We start from the raw sequence: 20,366 nt of genomic DNA, 5'->3' as shown, positions 1-20,366 counted from the left end.
TGCTCCTCGGTAGACGTGAAACTGGTCGCGGGAAAATCCCGTTCTGGATCGATGCTACCGGTGTCCGCCACGCCTTTTCCCAGCCCTGTGTTTCTCGCCCCTGTGCTTTTCGGCCCTGTGCCCGTCCACGCCGTGCCTGCCCGCGCCATGTCTGTTCGCACCGTGCCGCCTGCGGTAACCCAGCGAGGTGAGTTCGGCCCGGGTGCCGTGGAAGACGTTGCGGTCCAGCGGCTTGTGGGCGTACTGGTGGATGGTCCACCGGTTCCAGGGGCCCGGCACATCCGGCCTGCCGGTGGGGTTGCCGGGCGCCGCGATCCACAGCGGATAGTCCTCCAGTCCCGCGCAGTTGCCGCCGTAGGCGAAGGTCAGGAACGTGTAGATCACCGGCCGCACCCCGGCCTGCGCGGTGACGGCCCGGCACCAGCGGCGGGCGAAACGGGCCACCTTGGGGGCGGGCAGACGGTCGCTGGTCTCCAGGTCGAGGGCCAGCAGGTCGCCGTGGTGCAGCCCGCCCGCCCGCTGTACCGTCCGCAGGAAACAGCGCGCCTGCTCCTCCGGGTCTCCCGCGGGGCGGGCGAAGTGATATGCCCCGCAGACGATCCAGTTCTCCCGCATCCCGTTCCAGTTCCTGTCGAACCACCGGTCGACGAAGGTGCTTCCCTCCGTCGCCTTCGCGAAGGCGAAGGCGACGCCGTCGTCCGCGTGGTCGCCCCAGTCGACCGCCCCCTGCCAGTTCGACACGTCGATCCCGTACAACATGGCCGCCACGCTATTGACGGCGTGGCGTGCGCACACGCCGACCACACCCCTCGGCGTACGGCCGTTGCACCGCTTTTGACTAGGCTTGGCCGACGTGAACGCAGCAGCTCAGACCTCCGGCGCCCACGGCGTCGGCATCGCCACCATCACCCCGGACGGAACCGTGCTCGACACCTGGTTCCCCTCCCCGCAACTGGGCGAGCCGGCCTCCCCCGGCACCAGGCGGCTGACCGCCCAGGAGGCCGTAGAGGCGCTCGGCCCCGAGGTCGCCGCGCTGCTCGGCCCCGACCAGGCCCGCGGGGTCGAGGTGGTCGCGGTGTCCACCGGGATCGCCAAGCTGTCGGAGCCCCCCGCCGACACCCACGACGTCTACCTCCGCCTCCACCTGCTCTCCGCCCGCCTCGTCCAGCCCCACGGGCAGAACCTGGACGGCCTGTTCGGCCTGCTCAGCAACGTGGTGTGGACCAACCACGGCCCGTGCGCCGTGGAGGACTTCGAGTCCGTACGGCTGCGCCTGCGCGCCCGCGGCGCCGTCACCGTCCACGGCGTCGACAAGTTCCCCCGGATGGTCGACTACGTGCTGCCGTCCGGCGTGCGGATCGCCGACGCCGACCGGGTCCGGCTGGGCGCGCACCTGGCCGCGGGCACGACGGTGATGCACGAGGGCTTCGTCAACTTCAACGCCGGGACGCTGGGCACGTCCATGGTCGAGGGCCGCATCTCGGCGGGCGTGGTCGTCGACGACGGCTCCGACGTCGGCGGCGGCGCCTCGATCATGGGCACCCTGTCCGGCGGCGGCAAGCAGGTCATCTCCATCGGCCGCCGCTGCCTGCTCGGCGCCAACAGCGGTGTCGGCATCTCCCTCGGCGACGACTGCGTCGTGGAGGCGGGCCTGTACGTCACGGCCGGGACGAAGGTCGTCCTCCCCGACGGACGGGTCGCCAAGGCCGCCGAGCTGTCCGGCTCCTCCGGCCTGCTGTTCCGCCGCAACTCCACCACGGGGGCCGTGGAGGTCGTCGCCCGCCAGGGCACCGGCATCGAGCTCAACAGCGCTCTGCACGCCAACGACTGACCCTCTCGGCCGCACAGGACCACTTCCGGCCCGCGGACTTCGCCCCCGGGCCGCTCTCCTGCCAAGGTTAGCGCGACGAGCCTTTGATCAGTGGGGAGTGGCATGGGCGGTCGGGAAATGGCACGCGATGAGACGGCCCCGGCGGGGGCCGTCAGGGCCGCCCGGTGGGTCACCGGGCTGTTCGCCCCGCAACTGCTGGTCATCGTGCTGCCCCCGGTCGTCGGCCTGCTGGCGGACGGCTGGCCGGGGGCCGGTTGGGGGCTGGGGGCCTCGGCGCTGTGCGGCGGGGTCCCGGCGGGGGTGATCCTGGCCGGAGTCCGCTCGGGCCGGCTCGACTCCCACCACCTGGTCGACCGCGCGAGCAGGACGAAGCCCCTGCTGGTGGCCGTCGGGGCGGTGCTGGTCGCGCTGGTGCTGCTGGTCTGGCTGGGCGCGCCCCGGCTGCTGGTGGCCACGGTGACCGCGATGCTGGCCGCGCTCGCGGTGACCGTCCCGGTCACACTCAGGTGGAAGATCTCCTTCCACGCGGCGGTCTCCGCGGGCACCGTGGTGGTGCTCTCCCGGGTGCTGCCCGCCGCGCCCACTCTCGTGGCCGGCGCGCTGGTCGTGGCCACGATCTGCTGGGCCAGGACGCGGCTGGGCCACCACACTCCCGCCCAGGTCGCCGCCGGGGTCGCCGTCGGCTCCGGCACGGCCTGGGCCACCCTGAGCGCCTTCGGCGCCTAGACCCGGTTCCGGTCATCCGTCCCGGCCCGCCGTCCTCACCCGCCCGTGAGGCCGCCTCAGCCCCGCAGGTAGGCGAGAACGGCGAGGACCCTGCGGTGGTCGTCCCCGGCGGGAGGCAGGTCGAGCTTGGCGAGGATGCTCGCGATGTGCTTGGCCACGGCGGCCTCGGTGACGACGAGGGTTCTGGCGACGGCGGAGTTCGAACGGCCCTCGGCGACGAGGGCGAGCACCTCGTGCTCCCGGGGGGTCAGACGCCGCAGCGGATCACGGCGGCGGGCCAGCAGCTGCCTGACCACCTCGGGGTCGACGACCGTGGCGCCGGCCGCGACCCTCTCCAGGGCGTCGACGAACTCCCTGACGTGACCGATCCGGTCCTTGAGCAGGTAGCCGATCCCGCCGTCCATGAGCTCGGCGACGTAGGCCTGCTGGACGTACTGGCTGAGGATCAGCACCGGGAGGCCGGGACGCGCCGTACGCAGGGTGAGCGCGGCGCGCAGGCCCTCGTCGGTGAAGGCGGGCGGCATCCGCACGTCGGTCACCACGATGTCGGGCTCGTGTTCCTCGACGGCGGCCACCAGCGAGGGCACGTCGCCGACGGCGGCCACCACGGGGTGGCCGAAGCGCTCCAGCAGCCCGATCAGCCCCTCGCGGAGCAGGACCGCGTCCTCGGCCAGCACCACCCGCACGGGGTCTCCTCTTCTCTCAACTTCTCTCAACGGTGACGGGGACGGAGAGGGCGCGCTCCGCCCCGCCCCGGTCAGGGGAACGTCCGGGAGGTCTCCGGCGGCCGGGCGCACGGGATCTCCACCCGCAGCAGGGTCGGCCCTCCGGCCGGGCTGGACAGCGACATCGTGCCGTCGACCACCGCGATCCGGTCGGCCAGCCCGGCCAGCCCGGTCCCGGCCGCCGGGGCGGCCCCGCCCTCGCCGTTGTCGTGGATCTCCAGCAGCAGGGTCTCGTGGACGAGCCTGCCCCGTACGGCGCAGCGGCTCGCCCCGCTGTGCCTGGCGACGTTCGCCAGCGCCTCGCAGACCACGAAGTACGCCGTGATCTCGGCCGCCGGGGGCGGCCTCCGGGGCAGCACGACGTCCACGTCGACCGGCACGGGCGAGCGCCCGGCCACGTCGAGCACCGCGGCGGGCAGGCCGAGGTCGGTGAGCACCCGTGGATGCACCCCCTGGATCAGCTCCCTCAGCTCGGCCAGGGCCCGCATGGCCTCCTCGTGCGCCTCGGCGACCGACCTGTCGGCGGGGGATCCCGGCTCCAGGTCGAGCCGGGCCATGCCGAGCTTCAGCGTCAGCGCGACCAGCCGCTGCTGGGCGCCGTCGTGCAGGTCCCGTTCGATCCTGCGCCGCTCGACCTCGAAGGCGTCCACCAGGCGGGCCCTGGAGCGCACGACCTCGGTCAGCTCGGCGTCACGGGGCGCGAGGATCGCCCGTACCAGCAGGGCCCGCACCCCGGCCCAGGCGGTCACGGGATAGACCCCGGCCGGAAGCAGCGCGACCCCGCACAGAGCCAGGAACACGCCGAACGGCGGGAAGGTGCCCGGCTGGAAGGGCGCGCTCATGAGCATGCCCGGGAGGCCGCCGGCGAAGAAGATCACCCCCAGGTCGAGCCACCACAGCGCGGGCAGCGCGATCAGGGTGTAGCCGAGCTCCCGCCAGGTCGACTGGGCTCCCAGCCGGGCACGCAGCCGGGCACGCAGGCCCGGGCCGGAGCCCTCGCGCGGGGCGGGAAGGGGTTCGTGATCCACCAGGCGCGCCCGCAGCCGCTCGAACCTCGCCAGCGGGAGCGCCGAGCACACGACGGTCAGTACCGCCAGCACCGTGGCGGGCACCACCCCGTAGGTGAAGGCCACCATGAGCACGTACAGCGGGATCACACCCAGCAGCGCGCCGCTCAGCAGGTAGGCGAGCGACCGCCACGGCCACGGGGAGGCCAGAAACCGCAGCGGGGGCTGGACGAGGGACTGAAGGGCGGTCAGGGGAACCCGCCCCGCCCGTCCGGCGCGGCCCACGGGCGGGCGGCGGAGCGGGGTGGGATCCGCCGACGGCGGCCGGGGGACGGCGAACACCCTTCGACCGTAGCCGCCGGGCGCGTGCTCGGCGGTAGTGCCAGGTGTAGTCCCGGTTCTCGTTCCACCGCCAATGTGCGGGCTCCCCCGCTGCCCTTGGCTTGGGGCATGACGACGACTGAGACCGTCCGGCTGCGGTCGGTGAGCAAGGTGTACGGCTCCGCCCCGCGGGCCTTGACCGCGCTGGACGACATGACGATCGGTTTCCGCCAGGGGACGTTCACGGCGGTGATGGGCCCTTCCGGCTCGGGAAAATCGACCCTCCTGCACTGCGCCGCCGGGCTCGACCGGCCCAGCGGCGGAGAGGTGACGATCGACGGCACCGATCTCGGCACGCTGGACGAGACGGCGCTGACGCTGCTGCGCAGGAAGCGGGTGGGCTTCGTGTTCCAGTCGCTCAACCTGGTCTCCGCGCTCACCGCGGAACAGAACGTCGCGCTGCCCTTGCGGCTGGCCGGGATCCGGCCCTCGGGGGCGGAGATCCGCGCCGCGCTGGCCGAGGTGGGGCTGGCCGGGCGGACCGGGCACCGGCCGAGCGAGATGTCCGGCGGCGAACAGCAGCGGGTGGCGATCGCCAGGGCGCTGATCACCGGGCCCGCGGTGATCTTCGCGGACGAGCCGACCGGGGCGCTGGACACCAGGACCTCGCGGGAGGTGCTGAGGCTGCTGCGGGACATCGCCGACCGGCGGCGGCAGACCGTGATCATGGTGACCCACGACCCCGTCGCCGCCGCGTACGCCGACCGGGTGGTCCTGATGGCCGACGGCCGCGTGGTGGACGAACTCGGCGCGGCGGACGGCCCCGCCGGCACGGACCGGCGCGCCCCGGCGGGCCGCGGCGGCACCGGCGGGACCGGGAGGATCGAGGGGACCGGGGGCGGCTCTGGGGCCGGGGGCGGCTCTGAGGAGGTCTGGAGCGCCGGGAGCGGCGGCGGGAAGAACGCCGGGAAGGACGGGGAGACGGTCAGGAGACTGCGTGCCGAGACGATCGCCGCCCGCATGGCGGCGCTGGAGTCCTCGTGCTGAGCCTGAACATGGTCCGCGGCGGGCCGGGCGGGTTCGCCGGGGCGTTCGTCGCGCTCTGTCTCGGTGTGGCGCTGACGTCGATGACCTCGCTGGTGTTCGTGTCGGCCGCGCCGCGTGTCCCCGCCCGCTACGAGGGCACGGGCGTGCTCGTCCGCAGCCCCACCGCCGTCCAGGCCGACGGCTCCTTCCTGGAGGACCGTCCCTGGTCTCCGGAGACCGTCCGTTCGTTGACGGGCCTGCTGGCGGCCGTCCCCGGGGTGAGCGCCGCCGTGGCCGACCGCTCCTTCTACGCCCAGGCGGTTCTCGACGGGCGCCCCAGCCCCTCGCTCCTGTGGGGGCACCCGTGGTCGAGCGCGGCGCTCGCGCCGTACCGGCTGGTGTCCGGCTCGCCGCCCGTCCGGGATCGTGAGGTGGTGGTCGACCGTGCCCTCGGCCTGTCCCCGGGGGCACCGGTCACCCTCCTCACCGCCGCCGGGCCCGTGCCGTACACCGTCTCCGGTGTCCTCGACGGCCCCGGGCTCCACGTGAACGACACCGCGGCCGCCCGCCTGTCCGGCGGGGTGCGGGTGATCGGGCTGGTCACCGGGCCGGGCGCGGACATCGCCGCGGTCGAGGCCGCCGCGAGGGCGATCGTCGGTACACGGGGACAGGTGTTCTCCGGCGACGCGCGGTCGGCCCTGGAACCGAAGTCCGACGAGCGGATCCGGTGGATCGGCACCCAGGTCCTGGTGGGCATGACGATCCTGTCCACGTTCGTGTCGATCTTCGTGGTGGCCTCCACGTTCTCGTTCGGCGTCATGCGGCGGCGCCGGGAGTTCGGCCTGATGCGCGCCGTCGGGGCCACTCCCCGCCAGGTCCGGGCGACGGTGTACGGCGAGGCGCTGGCGATCGGGGCCGTGGCGGCCCTGGCGGGCGCGCTGCTCGGCGTCGTCCTGGCCCCGTCGTTCGGCGGGCTGCTGGTCCAGGCCGGATTCGAGCCGCCCGGTTTCTCGGTGCGGATCGAGGCGTGGCCGCCGCTCGTCTCGATCGCGGCGGGGATCGTCGTGGCCATGCTCGGGGTGTGGTCGGCCTCGCGCGGGGCCTCCCGGGTGACCCCGCTCGAGGCATTGCGCGAGGCCGCCGTCGATCCGCGGCCGATGACCCGCGCGCGCTGGATCTGTGGCGCGGTGTCCGGCGTGGCCGGGATCGGCTGTGCGGCCGCCGTGGCGGGCGCGGCCCCCGAGGAGATCATGTCCTGGTCTCTGTACGCCGCCATGACGCTGATCGTCTGCCTGACCCTGCTCGCGCCCGCGATCCTCCCGCCGCTCGTGCGGGCACTGCTGCGGCCGCTCTCAGGGTCGCGCGGGGCCGTCTGGATGCTCGTGCGCGAGGGCTCGCTGGCGGCGATCCGCCGGACCGCGTCGACGACCGCGCCGGTGCTCGTCACCGTGGGCTTCGCCGTACTGGTGACCGGCATGGTGCAGACGTCGGCGGGGGCGTTCGCCACGGGCCGCGCCTTCGCCGTCCGGGCCGGCGGGGTGGTGGTGCCCGACGGCACCCCGGGCCTGTCCGACGCCGTGGTCGCGGCGGCCGGAGGCGTCTCGACGCTGCCGACCACCGTGTACGGCGAGGGAGTTCCCCCCATGGAGGCCGCGGGCGTCACCCGGGAGGTGCTGGCCCGCTCCGCGGACCGGCTCTCCCCCGTCGAGGGATCCCTGGACACGCCCGGCGGCCTGATCGTCGCCCGGCGAGTGGCACGGGAGCGGGGCTGGCGGGTGGGTGACACGGTCCCGCTGACCTTCGAGGACGGCCGCGCCGCGACCCCGCGGGTGACGGCCGTGGTCGCCGACGCCCCGGCTCCCCTGCTGCTGCCCCGCGACGTCGTCAGGGCGCACGATCCGTCCGCTCTGACGAAGGAGGTCCTCGTCGGCGGCACCGCCGGATCCCCCGGAGGGGACGACCTCCCGGGAGGCAGGAGGCTCGACGTCGCGGCCTACGCGGCGAACTCGGACGCCGAGGAGGACCGCCTCGTCTGGCTCTTCACGCTCATCCTGGTCGGGATGGCGGTCGCCTACACCGGTATCTCGATCGCCGGCACCCTGGCCATGGCGACCTCGGGACGCGTTCCCGACTTCCGGGTGCTGCGGATGTCCGGGGCCACTCCCCGGCAGGTGCTGGCCGTGGTGACCGTGGAGTCGGTGCTCGTGACGGTGATGGGCACCGTGCTCGGCACGGCGGTCGCGCTGCCCGCGCTGCTGGGGATGCGTTCCGGGCTGAGCGGGCAGATCGGTGCGCCCGTTGGGCTGATCGTCCCCTGGCCGGCCGTGCTCGGCGTGATCGGCGCCTGTCTGGTGCTCGCCGTGGCCGGCGGGGTGGTTCCCGCGGCGCGGGCCGTCAGGCGGACGGGCTGACGCCGGACGGCCCCTGCCCGGCGGCCGGGTGGGGCGGGCGGGTACCGTCCGCACCGCCCCGCGGGTCCCGTGGATCGAGCATGATTGCCGTTATGCCGAGAAATCGCGATTCGCTGTGGTCCATAGGTTCGGACAGATCGATCCTGTCCATCGGATCGACCAACTCGATCCTCTCGATCGGGTCGGTGGGCTCGGTGCTGTCCGTCGGCTCGATCGGCTCCGCCGCCTCGGCCTTCTCGATCGGCTCGGTGCTGTCGGTCGGCTCGATCCTGTCGGCGCTCGCGCGCTGGTCCGTCATGTCCTGGCGGTCCAAGAAAGCGATCATGAAGGCCGGCGGGGCGGGAAGACCCTGAGCGGTCCGGGAACCCCCGCGTCCGGCCATCGGCCGGTTCACGGCACCGTGCCGCCGGGCGCCGCGCTCAGAGCCGGGTGCCCGCGGCCATCGGGGTGACGTCGAGACGGCCGTCGCCGCAGACCGTGGCGGTGAAGGGGATCTCGAGGTGCGCGATCTCGTCCGGCGGGATGATCATCAGTCGCGCCGAGGCCGGGCAGGGGGAATCGCCCTCGCCCCGCACCACGGTCCAGTGGAGCCTGGCGTGCGCGCCGGCCCCGGGACGCAGCGTCACCCGGCGCGGCCGGACGTTCTCCCTGCGCACCTTGGTGCGGAGCGCGTCACCGTTGCCGTCGAACATGACCAGGCCGACGAATCCGTAGACCCAGCAGTCCTTCGCCGAGGTGTTGGTGAGCACCAGCGGCGCGTACCGCTGTCCCGCCCCCGCGCCCTCCGCGCCCACCCGTGCGCTGAGCTCCTCGGTACGGCAGCGCACGGCCGCCGTCCTCCCCGTGGAGAGACCCGCGTTCCCGGCCACCGCTCCCCCGGCTCCGGTTCCGGTCCTCGCCCCTTCGGCACCGGGCCTCGCCCGCGTGACGTCCGCCTTCGCCGGTGCGGCGGCGGGGCGCTGCGCGGGACGCGCCGCCGTACCCGCCGTACCCGCGGTCCCGGGTTGCGCGGGTGAGGCGCACGCCGCGACCGCCACCAGCATGCCCACCGTCATGAGGGAGACCGCCGACGGCCGCCTCGCCCTGCTGTTGCGTTTCATGTCCTGTTGGACGCGGGCTTCAGGGGTTTTGTTCACCCGGGGATTTTGTTCACCCGGAGGGCCGTACCCCCGGGGTCCCGCCCTCCGGCCGCACGCCCCCGTCCCCGCACCGGAGGACGGGGACGCCGTCACGCCCGGCCCTGACTACGGCCGGCGCTCGAAGGGACCGACGCGGGTGCAGGTGCTCCCCGACACCCACGTGCTGCTGAGCCAGTCCGCCCGGTCACACTGGTAGACGCCCGCGAACGGTCCGGATGAGAGCGTGATCAGGCTGACGCCTCCGTCTCCCGACCCCGTGCACGGATTACCCCAGACGTGCCACAGGGTGCTCCCGTAGGGGCGGTTGAAAAAGGTCCCGCCATCGCAGACGTAGTCTCCGGCCGCATGCGCGGCGGGAACCGCCATCAGCGGCCCGGCGAGAACCGCCGCCGCCACGGCCACGGTGAGGCGTTTGATCAGGGACATGGGGGTGCCCTTTCGCAGAAGGGGACAGAAGGGACAAGTTTCGCGGGCTACCTACCCGCCTCCCGTCCGGCCGCCCTCACCGCACCGCCAGGCTTTCAGGCCCCCCACACGACGATATGACCCGCGGGCCCAGCGGAACCTTCCCCCTCACCCCGTCCATCGGCCACGACCTTGTTCAGGACCGAAACACCCAAGAAACATTGACTATTCAACCGAAATATAAGGAAATGCGATCTCCTCACCACATACCACCCAATGATCATCTATAGGTGCTCCAACCCCCCATTAGGCAAGGAAACACCCAGCGAAAATCCGCCGTTTGTCCTCCGCAGCCGCGCTCGCAGTGACGCTGGGCGCCGCCACCCTGGCCGGCGCCGCCCCCGCCACCGCGGCGCCCGTCGGATGCCGGCCGGCCTACCCCTACCCGGGCGGGGTCGTCACCTACTGCTCGGGCGGTACCGGCGAGCACAGGGCACTCTGCATCTACTGGGAGTCACAGACCCGCTGGACGAACTACGGCGCGTGGGTGCCCGCCAAGAAGCCCTCCACCGCCTGGTGCCCGCCCGCCTCCCTGATCGGCGGAGGCGTCGAAGTCCGGGACTGACAGCCGCGGCGAGCAGGAGGAGAACGCCCGGGACGCCTGGCTCCACGGTCATCGCACCGACCGCGTGTCCCCGACAACTCCTCGGATTCCCACTCGTCCGAGGCCGGCACGAGGTGGTGTCGGCGGTCTTCCGCCCACACCGGCTCCGTGCCCCGATCCCCGCCGGCGGTCGCCGTTCCACCGGCGGGGATCCCTCCACACGGCAGGCAGAGGACCTCCTGCGCCTTCCTTTCGAGGCCGGGGATCACGGATCCGCGATATCACCCGTTCTTTCGCCGTTCACACTTTCCGACGCTCTTCGCAATCGGCTTCCTCCGCCGCCCGCCGTCCGGAACGCGAATCGCCGTCATCGGCCATCACGGCGGCCTCCGCCTCCGCTTCGGCGACGCCGTGGAAACCGCCAACGCAACAGGACTTCCAGGTCGCACCGCCGTACTCTTCCGGTGCACCGTCGTTGACGGAGAAAAGGCCACCGGGATCACAGCGTGCCGCCCGATCCGACAGCGGGACGGTGGACCACCGGGCGCGGCACCGCACCCTCCAAGAGGCGAAGGGTGCGGTCACGTTCCGGTCAGCGAGCGCCGGCCACCTGCGGCGAGTGGATCACGTTCGCGCTGTGCGCCGGTCCCGCCACCGACACCAGTACGGCGACGATTCCGAGAACAGACAGAACACGGCGGATCATGGGACTCCCATCGGACTAGGGACAGGTCACCCGGAGCCTGTGCCCCTCCCGCCGGATTGTCCATAGCCGGGTGCACCCGATCTCGGGGCGGTGACCGGAAAAGCGGGCAGAACCGTTCGGTGAGAGTCACCGGCCTCCCATGACACCGACTCCGGCAGCCGTTTTCCACTAAGGAGACCCGACGCACACCCTTTCCCCCGCCTGGACCGGGGGGCCCTCCCAAGGAGAGGTCATCAGGAAAGGTCTCGCGAGTCGCGGGGGGTTCACTTCTCTCCCAGAAAGGGCGCCCTTTTCGACATCGACGTTCGCAAGCGTTGCTCTTTCGGCGGTAATGCACAGATGTCCGGCGAGCTTGATGTTTTCCTGGATTCCGATCGGCGCGGATGGCGCCACTCGACGTTCGATGATCCAAAAAAACAGGACCTGGCGGCGACCATCCGCCAGGCCCTGTCGCACTACCACCGCGAATCACGATCCCGGCGATTCGCGGTGCCGAGACGACGATGCGAACGGGGCAATCACGCCCCTGCGCACTTGGGTTGATCGCACCCGTCCGGGTGGGAGCCCGAGGGGTAGCCGTAGGCGTAGACGCCGACACCGGACTGGCTGCTCCCGACCGGTCCCTGGTCACCGGCGAGATCGGTCGCGCGGCCGATACCGAACCCGGCCACCAGCAGAGCGGCGACCAGCCCGACGCCACCGAGGGCGCGGAACGAATGCCTCAACATGGTCCTCCTTGGGATCGCGACATGAGGGGGGAAGGAGGCACCGTCCCGGCCGCCTCCTCGGTGTCGTTATCGACACCGAAGCGTCGCAGCGTGCTTTGGTGATCGACTTGGAGCCGACTTGGAACGAGGCCGGCCGGACCACCTGCCGGCCGACCGTCCCCACATCGCGGTTCACCGCGGCTTCGGGAACTCCGGGCCCACCACCTTCGTCGCGGCTCGACCGGTGTGGCGGCGCTGTACACCCGGCTCCGGCAGTCCTGCCGGCAGAAGACCGGTCGATCCGCAACACCCCAAGAAGCATCCGTGGACGGCCTGATCCAGTTCCCGCACACCCGCCTCGACGAGGACGAGCACGTGGCACGCACCGCGGGCGGGCGAGGGTGCCGGTCAGCGGTCGTCGCGTCCGTCGTGCCTCGCTAGTTGATATAGATGCTGCCGGCGCGCTCCCATGCGCCGCGCTGGTCAGGCCCGACGGCACCGAGTATCCGGTGGTTGCACCTGCCGCCCTCGTAGACGACAGCCGCCGTGTTGGTGCGGTTGGTCGCCGAAAGCGGCCCCTGCTTGAGGGAGTAGCAGCCGCTGGGGTTCTGGTGACGCTTGCCGTTGATCCATAGTGTTCCGTTCCCCGCCCAGGCCGAGCTGAGCGGGGCCAGGACCACGGCTGTGGCGGCGGTGAGAGTGGCCAGGACGACGGTGAGCAGGGGACGGGCCAGGCGCATCAGGTGATCCCTTTCGCGAGATGGACGACCCCACGATCATAACCGTGAGTAGTCGATCACATACTCAACGTTGCATTGAGGGTGTTTCCCCCCAGCCGCGCACGATCACCCCACAACGCCACCGTGAGCGGCATGGATCCCAAGCTCGGCGCCATGGCGACGCCCACACACCGCGACGCCCCCGTCCTCCGTACTGGAGGCGGGAGCGTCGCCATGCCGTTCGGTGTCGCGTCAGTCGTACAAGGTGGTGCTTCGGTACCACACGGTGCCCGGGAAGTTGACCGACGATATCTCGCCCACCCCCACCCGGGGGCCGCTCATAGCGACCCATCCCACTGCAGGGTTCACGTGCACGCCGCTCACGTAAACCGCTTGCGTGCCTGTACCGCCCGTGCACTTGCTGTAGGCGACGTACCCCTCCTGCCAGGTCGTGCAGCCCGTCGGGGCGGCGTGGGCGGGGGATGCGGAGCCCACCAGCAAGGAGGCGGTGAGCAGGGCGGTGGCGGACACGACTGCGGCCAGGTTTCTTCTCATGTGCGCTTCCTCCGGCTTCGAAGGTAAATGGCGCTTCCGGCAAGGAACTTTCCTAAACGGACGATACGCCCCAGAAAGGGCGAAGCAAGCGCTCTCCGCGCCTCCACCCGACCAAGAGCGCCCCGCCAGCCTGCCCCCGCACCACCAGCAGCCGCTGCACCCGCCCGTCCCGACCACAACACCGCTGAGCCTGGAAAGCACCACCGCAGCGGCGTACTCTCACCCCGAGAGTCCGACAGGCACGGCCCCCCGCAAACACTGGCCAGATGGAGCCGACAATGCGGACCCACCTCACAAAAATGGTGATGATCGCCATGATCATCGCCGGTACGCCCGTCATCATGATGGGCCAGGCCGCAGCAAGAAAGCCACCAAGGGCAAAAACCTCGAAGGAGACACAGAGGGGGACTAGATCCACACCCTCACGCCCTCACACGCCTCGACCGTGACGCCCCCGTTCTCCGCGTTGCAGGCGGCGACATCTCGCCCTCACCACCGATCGAGGGCGTTTCTAGGTGCACTGCTGTCCGCTCACGATGTACGGCCCAGGAGACATCAACCGGCGACACTCATGAGTGCCCGCGTAGTAGCCGGACGTGATCACGATCGTGACCCACCCTCCATCACCGCCACCCGTGCAGTCGCTCGCCACGACGTTGTAGCCCACCGTCGGCGACACTTCAAAGCGGGTACCGGACGCACAGACAAAGGAGCCATCAGCACGCGCAGGCGACGCCGGCAACAGCAAGCCGCCAAGAACCGCCGCAACCGCCGCGGCGGCGAGGCGTCTGATCAAGGCCATAAGGCGCCCTTTCCGAAGCGAAGAACGAGACCGAGCGCCTCGAAGGTAACGCGGGAAACCTCACCCCGCTATAGCCGGAAGCGGACATCAACCCGCCGCTCCGAAGAGCGGCGGGGCTTCCGTGTCTCGCGAGACGAGTCCGCTACAGCGTCATCTCAGGGGAGGAACTCAGGCGATAGCCTGCCGGGCCCCCACCGTGAGTTCGGCGTCGACGAGACCCTCCCAAGCCGCCAGGGTCAGGCTGAGCCCGTCCTCGGCGATGTCCTCGGCCCGCAGGCACAGGCGGCCGACGAGCCGGTCCAGCCTCCTCAGCTCGCCGACCGTCAGGTGGTTCTTCGCGACGTCCCGGTCCTTCTTGGTCGGCTGCAGCCTGCCGGTTTCCCGGCCGGGCCAGTGGCAGATCTCCCGGGCGTTGCTGATCTCGACGGCGCTCATGCCGGTGATGTGCCGCTAGAGCCGGTTCTGCATGGTGGCGAAGAACAGCTTGGCGGCCTTGGTGCCGGGGACGTAGTCGGTGGCGTTCTCCACCATCGGCGACGGTAGGCGAGAGCCCCGCCTGCGGTGGCGGGGCTTCCAGCCGTTCAGGCCCAGCGAAACGTGCCCGCTCGCCGGACCATGCAGCCGAAATATGGAAAACCGGTAGCTCCCGACCTCGCCGATCGGTGGTCCTCTGAAGGTGTTCTCCCACCCGACCGTGAGGAGCCACCGTGAAAATCCGTCGATTATCAGCCGCAGCCCTGCTCGCAGCGGCACTGGGCACCGCCGCCCTGGCCGGCGCTGCCCCTGCATCCGCATCCGTCAACTACCAGACCGCCTCGGCCAGGAGCGCCGAGAGCCACGCCTTCGCTCCGCTGCCGCCGGACTGGTACTGGTCCAAGCGCTACGAGACCATGGACGCCTGCCTGGTCGGCTGGCAGGACGCTGCGGACCACGGTGATTTCACCGGACTCCGCGGCTGCCGATGGTACGCGGGTGACCAGTACCGCCAGGCGGGCTATTACTTCCTCATTTACATCCCTTGATCCCTAACGAGCGCGCCCCGGCCACCAGTGCGGGGCGCGCCCACCTCAGCCCTCGGCAGCCTTCCGCAGCGCCTTCTGCGTGGCGTACCGGTCGTTCACATCCCGCCACCACGGGTGCCGGTTCAACGCCTCCAACGCCTGCAGCCAGACCTCCCGCACCTCCGCCAGCTCGGCCCGCTGCTCGTCGGTCATGGCGCCGTTCAAGACCTCCTGCGACGGCGGCACCGGCAAATGCTCCCAGTGCCACCAGGGATGCACCGACAGCTAACCGAAACAGCACGTCAACCGCATAGGAGCGGCGTACAGTGCGGCACATGACCGAGCACCGATGGGACACCCTCCCCACCGAGGTCCGCGACACAGTCACGGCCGTGTGCGGCCCGATCCAGCAGGCGATGTCCCTGCCGGGCGGTCTCACAGCGGGGCTTGCCGCACGACTGGACACGACAGCCGGGCCAGTGTTCCTCAAAGCCCTGCCGGACGATGCACCATCCGCGCCGCTCTACCAGCGTGAGCGCCTCGTCGGCGCCGCAATACCCAGCGGTGTGCCCAGCCCCCGCATGCTGTGGAGTGGGCACACCGCTGGCTGGATCGTCCTCCTGCTGGAGTACATCGAGACCGCGGGCGAGGTGGACCTCAGCCCCGCCTCCCCGTACCTGCCTGACGTCATCGACCTGATCCGGGTGCTCGGCGAGATCCTCACCCCGAACCCGGGCGCCGACGTACCGCCCGTGAGCGACAACGTAGAGTTCCTCTGCAAGCGAGCTGATGCGCTGCTGGCCGCCCCGCCCTCCGACCTGGAGAGCCTGGCCGCCTACCAGCATGCTCGGGCCGGTCTCAACCTCGACGCGTTGGCCGGGGCCACCCTGTTGCACGCTGACCTACACGAGGGCAACCTGCTAGCCGTCCCCGGCGGGGTGCGGGTCATCGACTGGGGTCTGGCCTGTCAGGGCGCTACCTGGGTCGAGACGGCCCTGTTCGTTCCGCGGCTGATCCTGGCCGGGCACACGCCGGAGCAGGCCGAGCAGCTCGCCACTCAGGTGCCAGCGTGGAAGGCCGCCCCTGAGTCCGCGGTGACCGGGCTTGCTGCCGTGTGGAGCTTGTTTCGGGAGTTCGTTTCCCGAAACGGCCCCGCCGGGATCCAGGCCTCCCGTGCTGCCGCTGCCGCCGCCGGCCGGGCCTGGGTGGAGTACCGCACCACCTGAGCCCAGACACGACGAAAACGCCCCGCCGTCCTCCGCAAGGAGGACGACGGGGCGCCGCGTTGTTCAGGCCCGGCGAAACGGGCCCAGGAAACGCGGACCATGCAGCCGAAATATGGGAAACCGGTAGCTCCCCGACCTCGGCGATCGGTGCTCCTCTGAAGGTGTCCTCCTACCCAGCCGTAAGGAGTCACCGTGAAGATCCGCCGATTATCAGCCGCAGCCCTGCTCGTGGCAGCGCTGGGCACCGCTGCCCTGGCCGGTGCCGCACCAGCTTCCGCCACCACCCAAACCGGTCAGTACTGGATCATCAGGTACGGCCCCTACCCCACCCTGGAACAATGCCAGGCGGAACGGGAAATCGTCGCGACGTACGGTGAGCCGACCAGCGTCTGCATACCCGACCGCGGGGGCTACAGCTTCGTCGTGTACATCAGCCAGAGCGTCCAGGCGGGCTGAAAGCGCCCGCCGCCCTCCGAAGAGGGGCAGCCAAGCGCCTGCCGCTTCCATGTCTCCATCACCTGAGGGACCCGAGCGGGGGTGGTGCCCGTCCGACGGGGTGGTACCTGAGCTTCAACCAGCGCGATGGGCGCGCCCCGGCCGCACCCGGGGCGCACTGGACGGTCACTCCTTGGCGGCCTTCGGCAGCGCCGTCCACACCCCATGCCGGTCCCGCTGCTCGCCCCACCACGCGTGGGCGTTGAGCGCTTCCAGAGGCTACGGGCGAGCCTCCCGCACCTCCGCCGGCACCGCCCCGCTGCTCGTCGGTCGCGGTCCCCTCAAGGACCTCCCGCGCCGGCGGCAGCGCGCCGGTCGCCTCGTGGCCGCCGATCCGGCATGGCCTGACGACGCACGGGCTACGCCACGCCTACCCGACGTGGACGGGTGAGGACCGCGTCGCCGACATCCTGCGCGATGAGCGGATGGGACACGGCGTGGAGGACGACGTACGCATCGCCTCGGCGATGCGGGACCACTACACGCACGCGCCGGAGCAGATGCGCGGCGAGGCGATGGAGGCGCCGCAGAAGCGGTGGGAGAGCGCGTTCATGGAGCGGGCCGCCCTGGAGGCGGCGTGGGGGCAGGCGGGTGTTCCTCACCGGCTGACGGTGCCGCTTCTCGATCGGCTGCTGGAGCCGTACCGGGATGCGGCGGTGACCCGGATTCTCCGGCCGAAGACGCTCCGGCGGCGGGCCGTCCGGCTGGCCGGCCGGGATTCGCCTCCAGCGGAAGCCGGGAGGTGACGATGGCGAGAGGGGTGGGTCGCGGAGGTGGATCTCCGAGGTCTGCGCCTATTCTGCGCCCAAAACCTGTGGTCGATCTTGGCCGGGCAACAGAAAACCCTCTGGTTGCTGTCAACCAGAGGGTCCTGACCTGCGTCACATCTGTGTGGGCGATACTGGGATCGAACCAGTGACCTCTTCGGTGTGAACGAAGCGCTCTCCCGCTGAGCTAATCGCCCGCCCTGTCCGGCTCCTCGCGGTGCCGACGTGGAAAACCATACAGCAATCCGGGAGCGCTGGCGAAGCGAGACCTTGGAGGGAATGATCTTGAGGCGCGACACGGACGGGACTCGAAGGTCCGAGGATGCGTCCAGCGGGGGGCTACGGTGGCATAGCATCATCCTGATCCGTAGAAGCACCGTACGACCCAGGCTCGACCTCTATAGCCCGAGACGCCCCTGAGGGGGAGTCGACGGTGACCAAAACGATACGCAAAACCCTTGCAAATATGGCCCTGTTGGTGATGTTTAGCCAGGTAGACGCCCAAATGTCGCGCTGTGATGTGTGTTACAGAAGGGCCCGGAGGCGGAATCTTTCCTACAGGTTTCTTTGTTCCGCGTCATAGCTCGGGACATAGAGAGTCCGCCAGAGCAGTGAAAGCCCCGCAGAGGGGACCGACGACGAAAAAGGTTTGGCTGACGATGAACAGCTCCACCGTCTCTGCCGAGCTGGGCCTTCGGCTTGTGGTCCCCGACCGTACCACCGTCCCCCTCCTCGCCGGACTCAGCTACACGGCTGATGATCCCTACGCGATCAGAATGGCCTTCCACGTGGGGAACGACGAACCGGTCGAGTGGATCTTCGCCCGTGAACTCCTGACCGTCGGCATCGTCCGGCGTGTCGGTGACGGAGACGTCCAGGTGTGGCCGGCGCGCGCCGACGGCGAGCGCACGTTGCACATCAGCCTCACGTCGCCGTTCGGCCAGGCCCTGTTCGAGGTTCCCCTGGCGCCTCTGACGGAGTTCCTGCACCGGACCTACGAACTGGTCCCCGCCGGCCGCGAGACCGACTTCATGGACCTCGACGCCGAACTCAGCAACATGCTCTGGAGTTCCTGACCTCCGCTCCTACCCCGCGAGCAGTCTCCTCATCCGAGCGATCTCGACGCCCTGTCCCGAGACGACGTCGTTCGCGGTGGCCAGCATGGTCCGGTCGGCACCCTCTTCGAGTTGCCGTCCGGCCATCTCCACCGCCGCCTCGTGGTGGACGATCATCAGGTTCAGGAAGAGCTCGTCGAAGACGGCGCCCCTGGCGGCCGCGAGCCGTTCCATCTGCTCCGGCGTGATCGTGTGCTCCGCGCCGGGGTGCCCGTCGTGGCCCGGTGGAACCCTGCCCACCGACTTCAGCCACGTCGTCATCGCCATGATCTCCGATCGCTGCGCGGCGATGATCCGCCCGGCGAGCCTGTGCAGCGCGGGCGAGGAGGACCGCGACGGGACCAGCGCGGCCATCTCCAGCACCTGCCGGTGATGCGGGATCATTCCTTCGGCGAACCGCACGTCGGCCGCCGTCACACGGGCCTCGGACTCGCCGAGCCGCTCGCCCGGCGCCGCCGTACGGCCGGCGTCCCCCGGCTCACCCGGGATGATCACCGGTGCGCCGGTGCCCGCGACCAGCGGGGCCCGCCCACCGGTCCCCGTCGTGGCACAGCCGCTGAGGAGCAGTACCGCAAAGATCGTCACATCGACCCCGTACGGCAAATACGTCCTTCGCATATCTTCAATAATGGGGCAAGGGAACTGACCAAAACGGGGGCGCAGTGCGATCGATTCCGGCATTCGGGCTGGCGGCCCTGCTTCTGGTGACCGGCTGTGCCGCCGCTCCCGAACCGTCGGCCCTGCGGGCGGCCACCTCGGCGCCGCTCACCGTGAAAACCACCGGGGACGCCCTGCACAGCGCCAACATCACGCACCTGGCGAACGTGCCGCCGGGGGCGCCCCTTGACGGCCCCCAGTCGTGGGGCACCGATCTGGCCTTCCAGGACGATCACGCTTTCGTCGGCAACTTCGACGGCTTCACGGTGCTCGACGTGTCCGATCCGGCCAGGCCCTCCGTGGTCAGCCGGGTGCTCTGCCCCGGCGAGCAGAACGACGTGTCGGTGAGCGGGAACCTGCTGTTCCTTTCCGTCGACACCCCACGCGGCGGGCCCGGGTGCGGGAGCGGCCCACGAGACGAGGAGGACGAGGGCGAGGGCTGGGAGGGCATCCGGATCTTCGACATCACCGACAAGACCCATCCCACGTTCGTCTCCGCGGTCGCCACGGAGTGCGGCTCCCACACCCACACTCTCGTCCCCGGCCGGAACGCGGACACGCTCTACCTCTACGTCTCCTCCCCCGGCCCCGTTCCCGGAACGCCGACCTGTTCCGGGCCGCACGAAGGCATCTCCGTGGTCGAGGTGCCCACCGGGAATCCGGCCGCGGCCAGGGTCGTCTCGCAGCCGGTTTTCTCCACCACGGGAGGACGCGAAGGAGGCTGTCACGACATAACCGCATATCCCGAGAAAAACCTGGCGGCGGCGGCCTGCTTCGGCGACGGGATCCTGCTGGACATCTCCGACCGGGTGAACCCCAGGGTGATCCAGCACGTGCGCGACGAGGAGAACTTCTCGATCTGGCACTCGGCCACGTTCGACAACGCCGCGACCAAGGTCGTCTTCAGTGACGAGCTGGGCGGCGGCATGAGCGCGACGTGTGACCGGGACACCCCGGAAAACCACGGAGCGAACGCCGTCTACGACCTCGGCGAGGACCGCACGCTCACGCTCCGCGGCTACTTCAAGATCCCGAGAGAGCAGGAGCCCGGCGAGAACTGCGTCGCGCACAACGGAGCGCTGCTACCGGTCCCCGGCAGGGACATCATGGTCCAGTCGTGGTACCAGGGCGGGGTCTCGGTCTGGGACTTCACCGACGCGGCCAACCCCCGGGAGATCGGCTTCTTCGAGCGCGGCCCCATCGACGCGGCCGCGGGATCGTGGTCGGCCTACTACTACAACGGCCACATCTACTCCAGCGACATCACCAGGGGTCTGGACGTCCTCCGGATCGACGACCCGCTGACCGATCCGGCCAAGAAGGTCAGGACGAAGGCGCTGAACGCCCAGACCCAGGTCTCCTACCCGGAGTAGCCGCAGAGCACCGTCACCGGCCGGGGACGGCCTCCGCGGTGGCCGCGA

The 20,366-nt window shown here is 70.7% G+C and carries 23 protein-coding genes and 1 tRNA gene; 11 read left to right on the top strand and 13 right to left on the bottom strand.

Features of this window, described 5'->3' with window-relative positions; all coding sequences use genetic code 11:
- Positions 1 to 54 precede the first annotated feature (54 nt).
- On the bottom strand, positions 55 to 759 hold the full coding sequence (locus AB0N02_RS34280; RefSeq protein WP_363955054.1) for a GH25 family lysozyme: 705 nt from the start codon (positions 757 to 759) through the stop codon (positions 55 to 57).
- A 94-nt stretch (positions 760 to 853) separates the two neighbouring features.
- On the opposite strand from AB0N02_RS34280, the gene dapD reads away from it, so the two are divergent.
- The gene (gene dapD / locus AB0N02_RS34275; RefSeq protein WP_363955052.1) at positions 854 to 1,831 is read left to right on the top strand and encodes a 2,3,4,5-tetrahydropyridine-2,6-dicarboxylate N-succinyltransferase; all 978 of its coding nucleotides are present in this window, start codon (positions 854 to 856) and stop codon (positions 1,829 to 1,831) included.
- Between the two features lie 117 nt (positions 1,832 to 1,948).
- Entirely contained in the window at positions 1,949 to 2,557 is a 609-nt protein-coding gene (locus AB0N02_RS34270; RefSeq protein ID WP_363955050.1) for a hypothetical protein, read from the top strand.
- A 56-nt stretch (positions 2,558 to 2,613) separates the two neighbouring features.
- Here AB0N02_RS34270 and AB0N02_RS34265 read toward each other — a convergent pair whose 3' ends face one another.
- A complete protein-coding gene (locus tag AB0N02_RS34265; RefSeq protein ID WP_363955047.1) occupies positions 2,614 to 3,243 on the bottom strand; it encodes a response regulator transcription factor in 630 nt (209 codons plus the stop codon).
- Positions 3,244 to 3,314: 71 nt separating this feature from the next.
- Positions 3,315 to 4,631 (bottom strand): sensor domain-containing protein, encoded by a 1,317-nt coding sequence (locus tag AB0N02_RS34260; RefSeq protein ID WP_363955044.1) that lies wholly within the window; start codon positions 4,629 to 4,631, stop codon positions 3,315 to 3,317.
- Between the two features lie 108 nt (positions 4,632 to 4,739).
- Between AB0N02_RS34260 and AB0N02_RS34255 the strand changes: the two genes are divergently transcribed.
- Positions 4,740 to 5,657, top strand: a complete 918-nt coding sequence (locus AB0N02_RS34255; protein WP_363955041.1) for an ABC transporter ATP-binding protein — start codon at positions 4,740 to 4,742, stop codon at positions 5,655 to 5,657.
- Positions 5,651 to 8,047: an ABC transporter permease gene (locus AB0N02_RS34250; protein ID WP_363955038.1), complete on the top strand. Its 2,397-nt coding sequence runs from the start codon at positions 5,651 to 5,653 to the stop codon at positions 8,045 to 8,047. Before AB0N02_RS34255 ends, AB0N02_RS34250 begins: the two co-directional genes overlap by 7 nt.
- Here AB0N02_RS34250 and AB0N02_RS34245 read toward each other — a convergent pair.
- The 3 genes from AB0N02_RS34245 to AB0N02_RS34235 form a co-directional block, all read right to left on the bottom strand.
- Positions 8,031 to 8,360 carry a hypothetical protein gene (locus tag AB0N02_RS34245; RefSeq protein ID WP_363955035.1) on the bottom strand — a complete coding sequence of 110 codons (330 nt, stop codon included), beginning with the start codon at positions 8,358 to 8,360 and terminating at the stop codon, positions 8,031 to 8,033. The genes AB0N02_RS34250 and AB0N02_RS34245 overlap by 17 nt on opposite strands.
- 106 nt (positions 8,361 to 8,466) lie before the next feature.
- Complete coding sequence (locus AB0N02_RS34240; protein ID WP_363955032.1) at positions 8,467 to 9,183, bottom strand: DUF4232 domain-containing protein; 717 nt, start codon at positions 9,181 to 9,183, stop codon at positions 8,467 to 8,469.
- 108 nt (positions 9,184 to 9,291) lie between these two features.
- Positions 9,292 to 9,612 (bottom strand): hypothetical protein, encoded by a 321-nt coding sequence (locus AB0N02_RS34235; protein WP_363955029.1) that lies wholly within the window; start codon positions 9,610 to 9,612, stop codon positions 9,292 to 9,294.
- Positions 9,613 to 9,931: 319 nt separating this feature from the next.
- On the opposite strand from AB0N02_RS34235, the gene AB0N02_RS34230 reads away from it, so the two are divergent.
- Positions 9,932 to 10,216, top strand: coding sequence for a hypothetical protein (locus tag AB0N02_RS34230; RefSeq protein ID WP_363955026.1), 285 nt, complete (start codon positions 9,932 to 9,934; stop codon positions 10,214 to 10,216).
- 1,203 nt (positions 10,217 to 11,419) lie between these two features.
- Here the strand turns inward: AB0N02_RS34230 and AB0N02_RS34225 are convergent.
- From AB0N02_RS34225 to AB0N02_RS34210, 4 genes are all read right to left on the bottom strand, one after another.
- Positions 11,420 to 11,629: a hypothetical protein gene (locus tag AB0N02_RS34225; RefSeq protein ID WP_363955023.1), complete on the bottom strand. Its 210-nt coding sequence runs from the start codon at positions 11,627 to 11,629 to the stop codon at positions 11,420 to 11,422.
- A gap of 416 nt (positions 11,630 to 12,045) precedes the next feature.
- Entirely contained in the window at positions 12,046 to 12,348 is a 303-nt protein-coding gene (locus AB0N02_RS34220) for a hypothetical protein (RefSeq protein WP_363955020.1), read from the bottom strand.
- Between the two features lie 231 nt (positions 12,349 to 12,579).
- Positions 12,580 to 12,882, bottom strand: coding sequence for a hypothetical protein (locus AB0N02_RS34215; RefSeq protein ID WP_363955017.1), 303 nt, complete (start codon positions 12,880 to 12,882; stop codon positions 12,580 to 12,582).
- Between the two features lie 970 nt (positions 12,883 to 13,852).
- Entirely contained in the window at positions 13,853 to 14,119 is a 267-nt protein-coding gene (locus AB0N02_RS34210; RefSeq protein WP_363955014.1) for a hypothetical protein, read from the bottom strand.
- Positions 14,120 to 14,391: 272 nt separating this feature from the next.
- Between AB0N02_RS34210 and AB0N02_RS34205 the strand changes: the two genes are divergently transcribed.
- Entirely contained in the window at positions 14,392 to 14,706 is a 315-nt protein-coding gene (locus tag AB0N02_RS34205) for a hypothetical protein (RefSeq protein ID WP_363955011.1), read from the top strand.
- 45 nt (positions 14,707 to 14,751) lie between these two features.
- Here AB0N02_RS34205 and AB0N02_RS34200 read toward each other — a convergent pair whose 3' ends face one another.
- The gene (locus AB0N02_RS34200; RefSeq protein ID WP_363955008.1) at positions 14,752 to 14,931 is read right to left on the bottom strand and encodes a hypothetical protein; all 180 of its coding nucleotides are present in this window, start codon (positions 14,929 to 14,931) and stop codon (positions 14,752 to 14,754) included.
- Between the two features lie 89 nt (positions 14,932 to 15,020).
- Between AB0N02_RS34200 and AB0N02_RS34195 the strand changes: the two genes are divergently transcribed.
- The 3 genes from AB0N02_RS34195 (at position 15,021) to AB0N02_RS34185 (ending at position 17,152) form a co-directional block, all read left to right on the top strand.
- Positions 15,021 to 15,911: a phosphotransferase gene (locus AB0N02_RS34195; RefSeq protein ID WP_363955005.1), complete on the top strand. Its 891-nt coding sequence runs from the start codon at positions 15,021 to 15,023 to the stop codon at positions 15,909 to 15,911.
- Positions 15,912 to 16,103: 192 nt separating this feature from the next.
- A complete protein-coding gene (locus AB0N02_RS34190) occupies positions 16,104 to 16,367 on the top strand; it encodes a hypothetical protein (protein WP_363955003.1) in 264 nt (87 codons plus the stop codon).
- Between the two features lie 476 nt (positions 16,368 to 16,843).
- Complete coding sequence (locus AB0N02_RS34185; RefSeq protein WP_363955000.1) at positions 16,844 to 17,152, top strand: hypothetical protein; 309 nt, start codon at positions 16,844 to 16,846, stop codon at positions 17,150 to 17,152.
- A gap of 146 nt (positions 17,153 to 17,298) precedes the next feature.
- Here the strand turns inward: AB0N02_RS34185 and AB0N02_RS34180 are convergent.
- Positions 17,299 to 17,370 (bottom strand) — tRNA-Val (locus AB0N02_RS34180).
- Between the two features lie 462 nt (positions 17,371 to 17,832).
- Here AB0N02_RS34180 and AB0N02_RS34175 point away from each other — a divergent pair.
- Positions 17,833 to 18,249, top strand: a complete 417-nt coding sequence (locus tag AB0N02_RS34175) for an SsgA family sporulation/cell division regulator (protein ID WP_089210725.1) — start codon at positions 17,833 to 17,835, stop codon at positions 18,247 to 18,249.
- 9 nt (positions 18,250 to 18,258) lie between these two features.
- Here AB0N02_RS34175 and AB0N02_RS34170 read toward each other — a convergent pair whose 3' ends face one another.
- Positions 18,259 to 18,906, bottom strand: a complete 648-nt coding sequence (locus tag AB0N02_RS34170; protein WP_363954997.1) for a DUF305 domain-containing protein — start codon at positions 18,904 to 18,906, stop codon at positions 18,259 to 18,261.
- Between the two features lie 44 nt (positions 18,907 to 18,950).
- On the opposite strand from AB0N02_RS34170, the gene AB0N02_RS34165 reads away from it, so the two are divergent.
- The gene (locus AB0N02_RS34165; protein WP_363954994.1) at positions 18,951 to 20,318 is read left to right on the top strand and encodes a hypothetical protein; all 1,368 of its coding nucleotides are present in this window, start codon (positions 18,951 to 18,953) and stop codon (positions 20,316 to 20,318) included.
- The last annotated feature ends 48 nt before the right edge of the window (positions 20,319 to 20,366 follow it).

The organism is Streptosporangium sp. NPDC051022, assembly GCF_040683035.1.
Lineage (GTDB): Bacteria > Actinomycetota > Actinomycetes > Streptosporangiales > Streptosporangiaceae > Streptosporangium.
This window is presented reverse-complemented; position numbering and strand designations above follow the sequence as displayed.

Bases quoted from the DNA above. Each gene is read 5' to 3' on its own strand.
- AB0N02_RS34280 (WP_363955054.1), bottom strand. From the start codon at position 759: ATGTTGTACGGGATCGACGTGTCGAACTGGCAGGGGGCGGTCGACTGG.
- AB0N02_RS34270 (WP_363955050.1), top strand. From the start codon at position 1,949: ATGGCACGCGATGAGACGGCCCCGGCGGGGGCCGTCAGGGCCGCCCGG.
- AB0N02_RS34255 (WP_363955041.1), top strand. From the start codon at position 4,740: ATGACGACGACTGAGACCGTCCGGCTGCGGTCGGTGAGCAAGGTGTAC.
- AB0N02_RS34235 (WP_363955029.1), bottom strand. From the start codon at position 9,612: ATGTCCCTGATCAAACGCCTCACCGTGGCCGTGGCGGCGGCGGTTCTC.
- AB0N02_RS34225 (WP_363955023.1), bottom strand. From the start codon at position 11,629: ATGTTGAGGCATTCGTTCCGCGCCCTCGGTGGCGTCGGGCTGGTCGCC.
- AB0N02_RS34220 (WP_363955020.1), bottom strand. From the start codon at position 12,348: ATGCGCCTGGCCCGTCCCCTGCTCACCGTCGTCCTGGCCACTCTCACC.
- AB0N02_RS34215 (WP_363955017.1), bottom strand. From the start codon at position 12,882: ATGAGAAGAAACCTGGCCGCAGTCGTGTCCGCCACCGCCCTGCTCACC.
- AB0N02_RS34210 (WP_363955014.1), bottom strand. From the start codon at position 14,119: ATGAGCGCCGTCGAGATCAGCAACGCCCGGGAGATCTGCCACTGGCCC.
- AB0N02_RS34195 (WP_363955005.1), top strand. From the start codon at position 15,021: ATGACCGAGCACCGATGGGACACCCTCCCCACCGAGGTCCGCGACACA.
- AB0N02_RS34175 (WP_089210725.1), top strand. From the start codon at position 17,833: ATGAACAGCTCCACCGTCTCTGCCGAGCTGGGCCTTCGGCTTGTGGTC.
- AB0N02_RS34170 (WP_363954997.1), bottom strand. From the start codon at position 18,906: ATGCGAAGGACGTATTTGCCGTACGGGGTCGATGTGACGATCTTTGCG.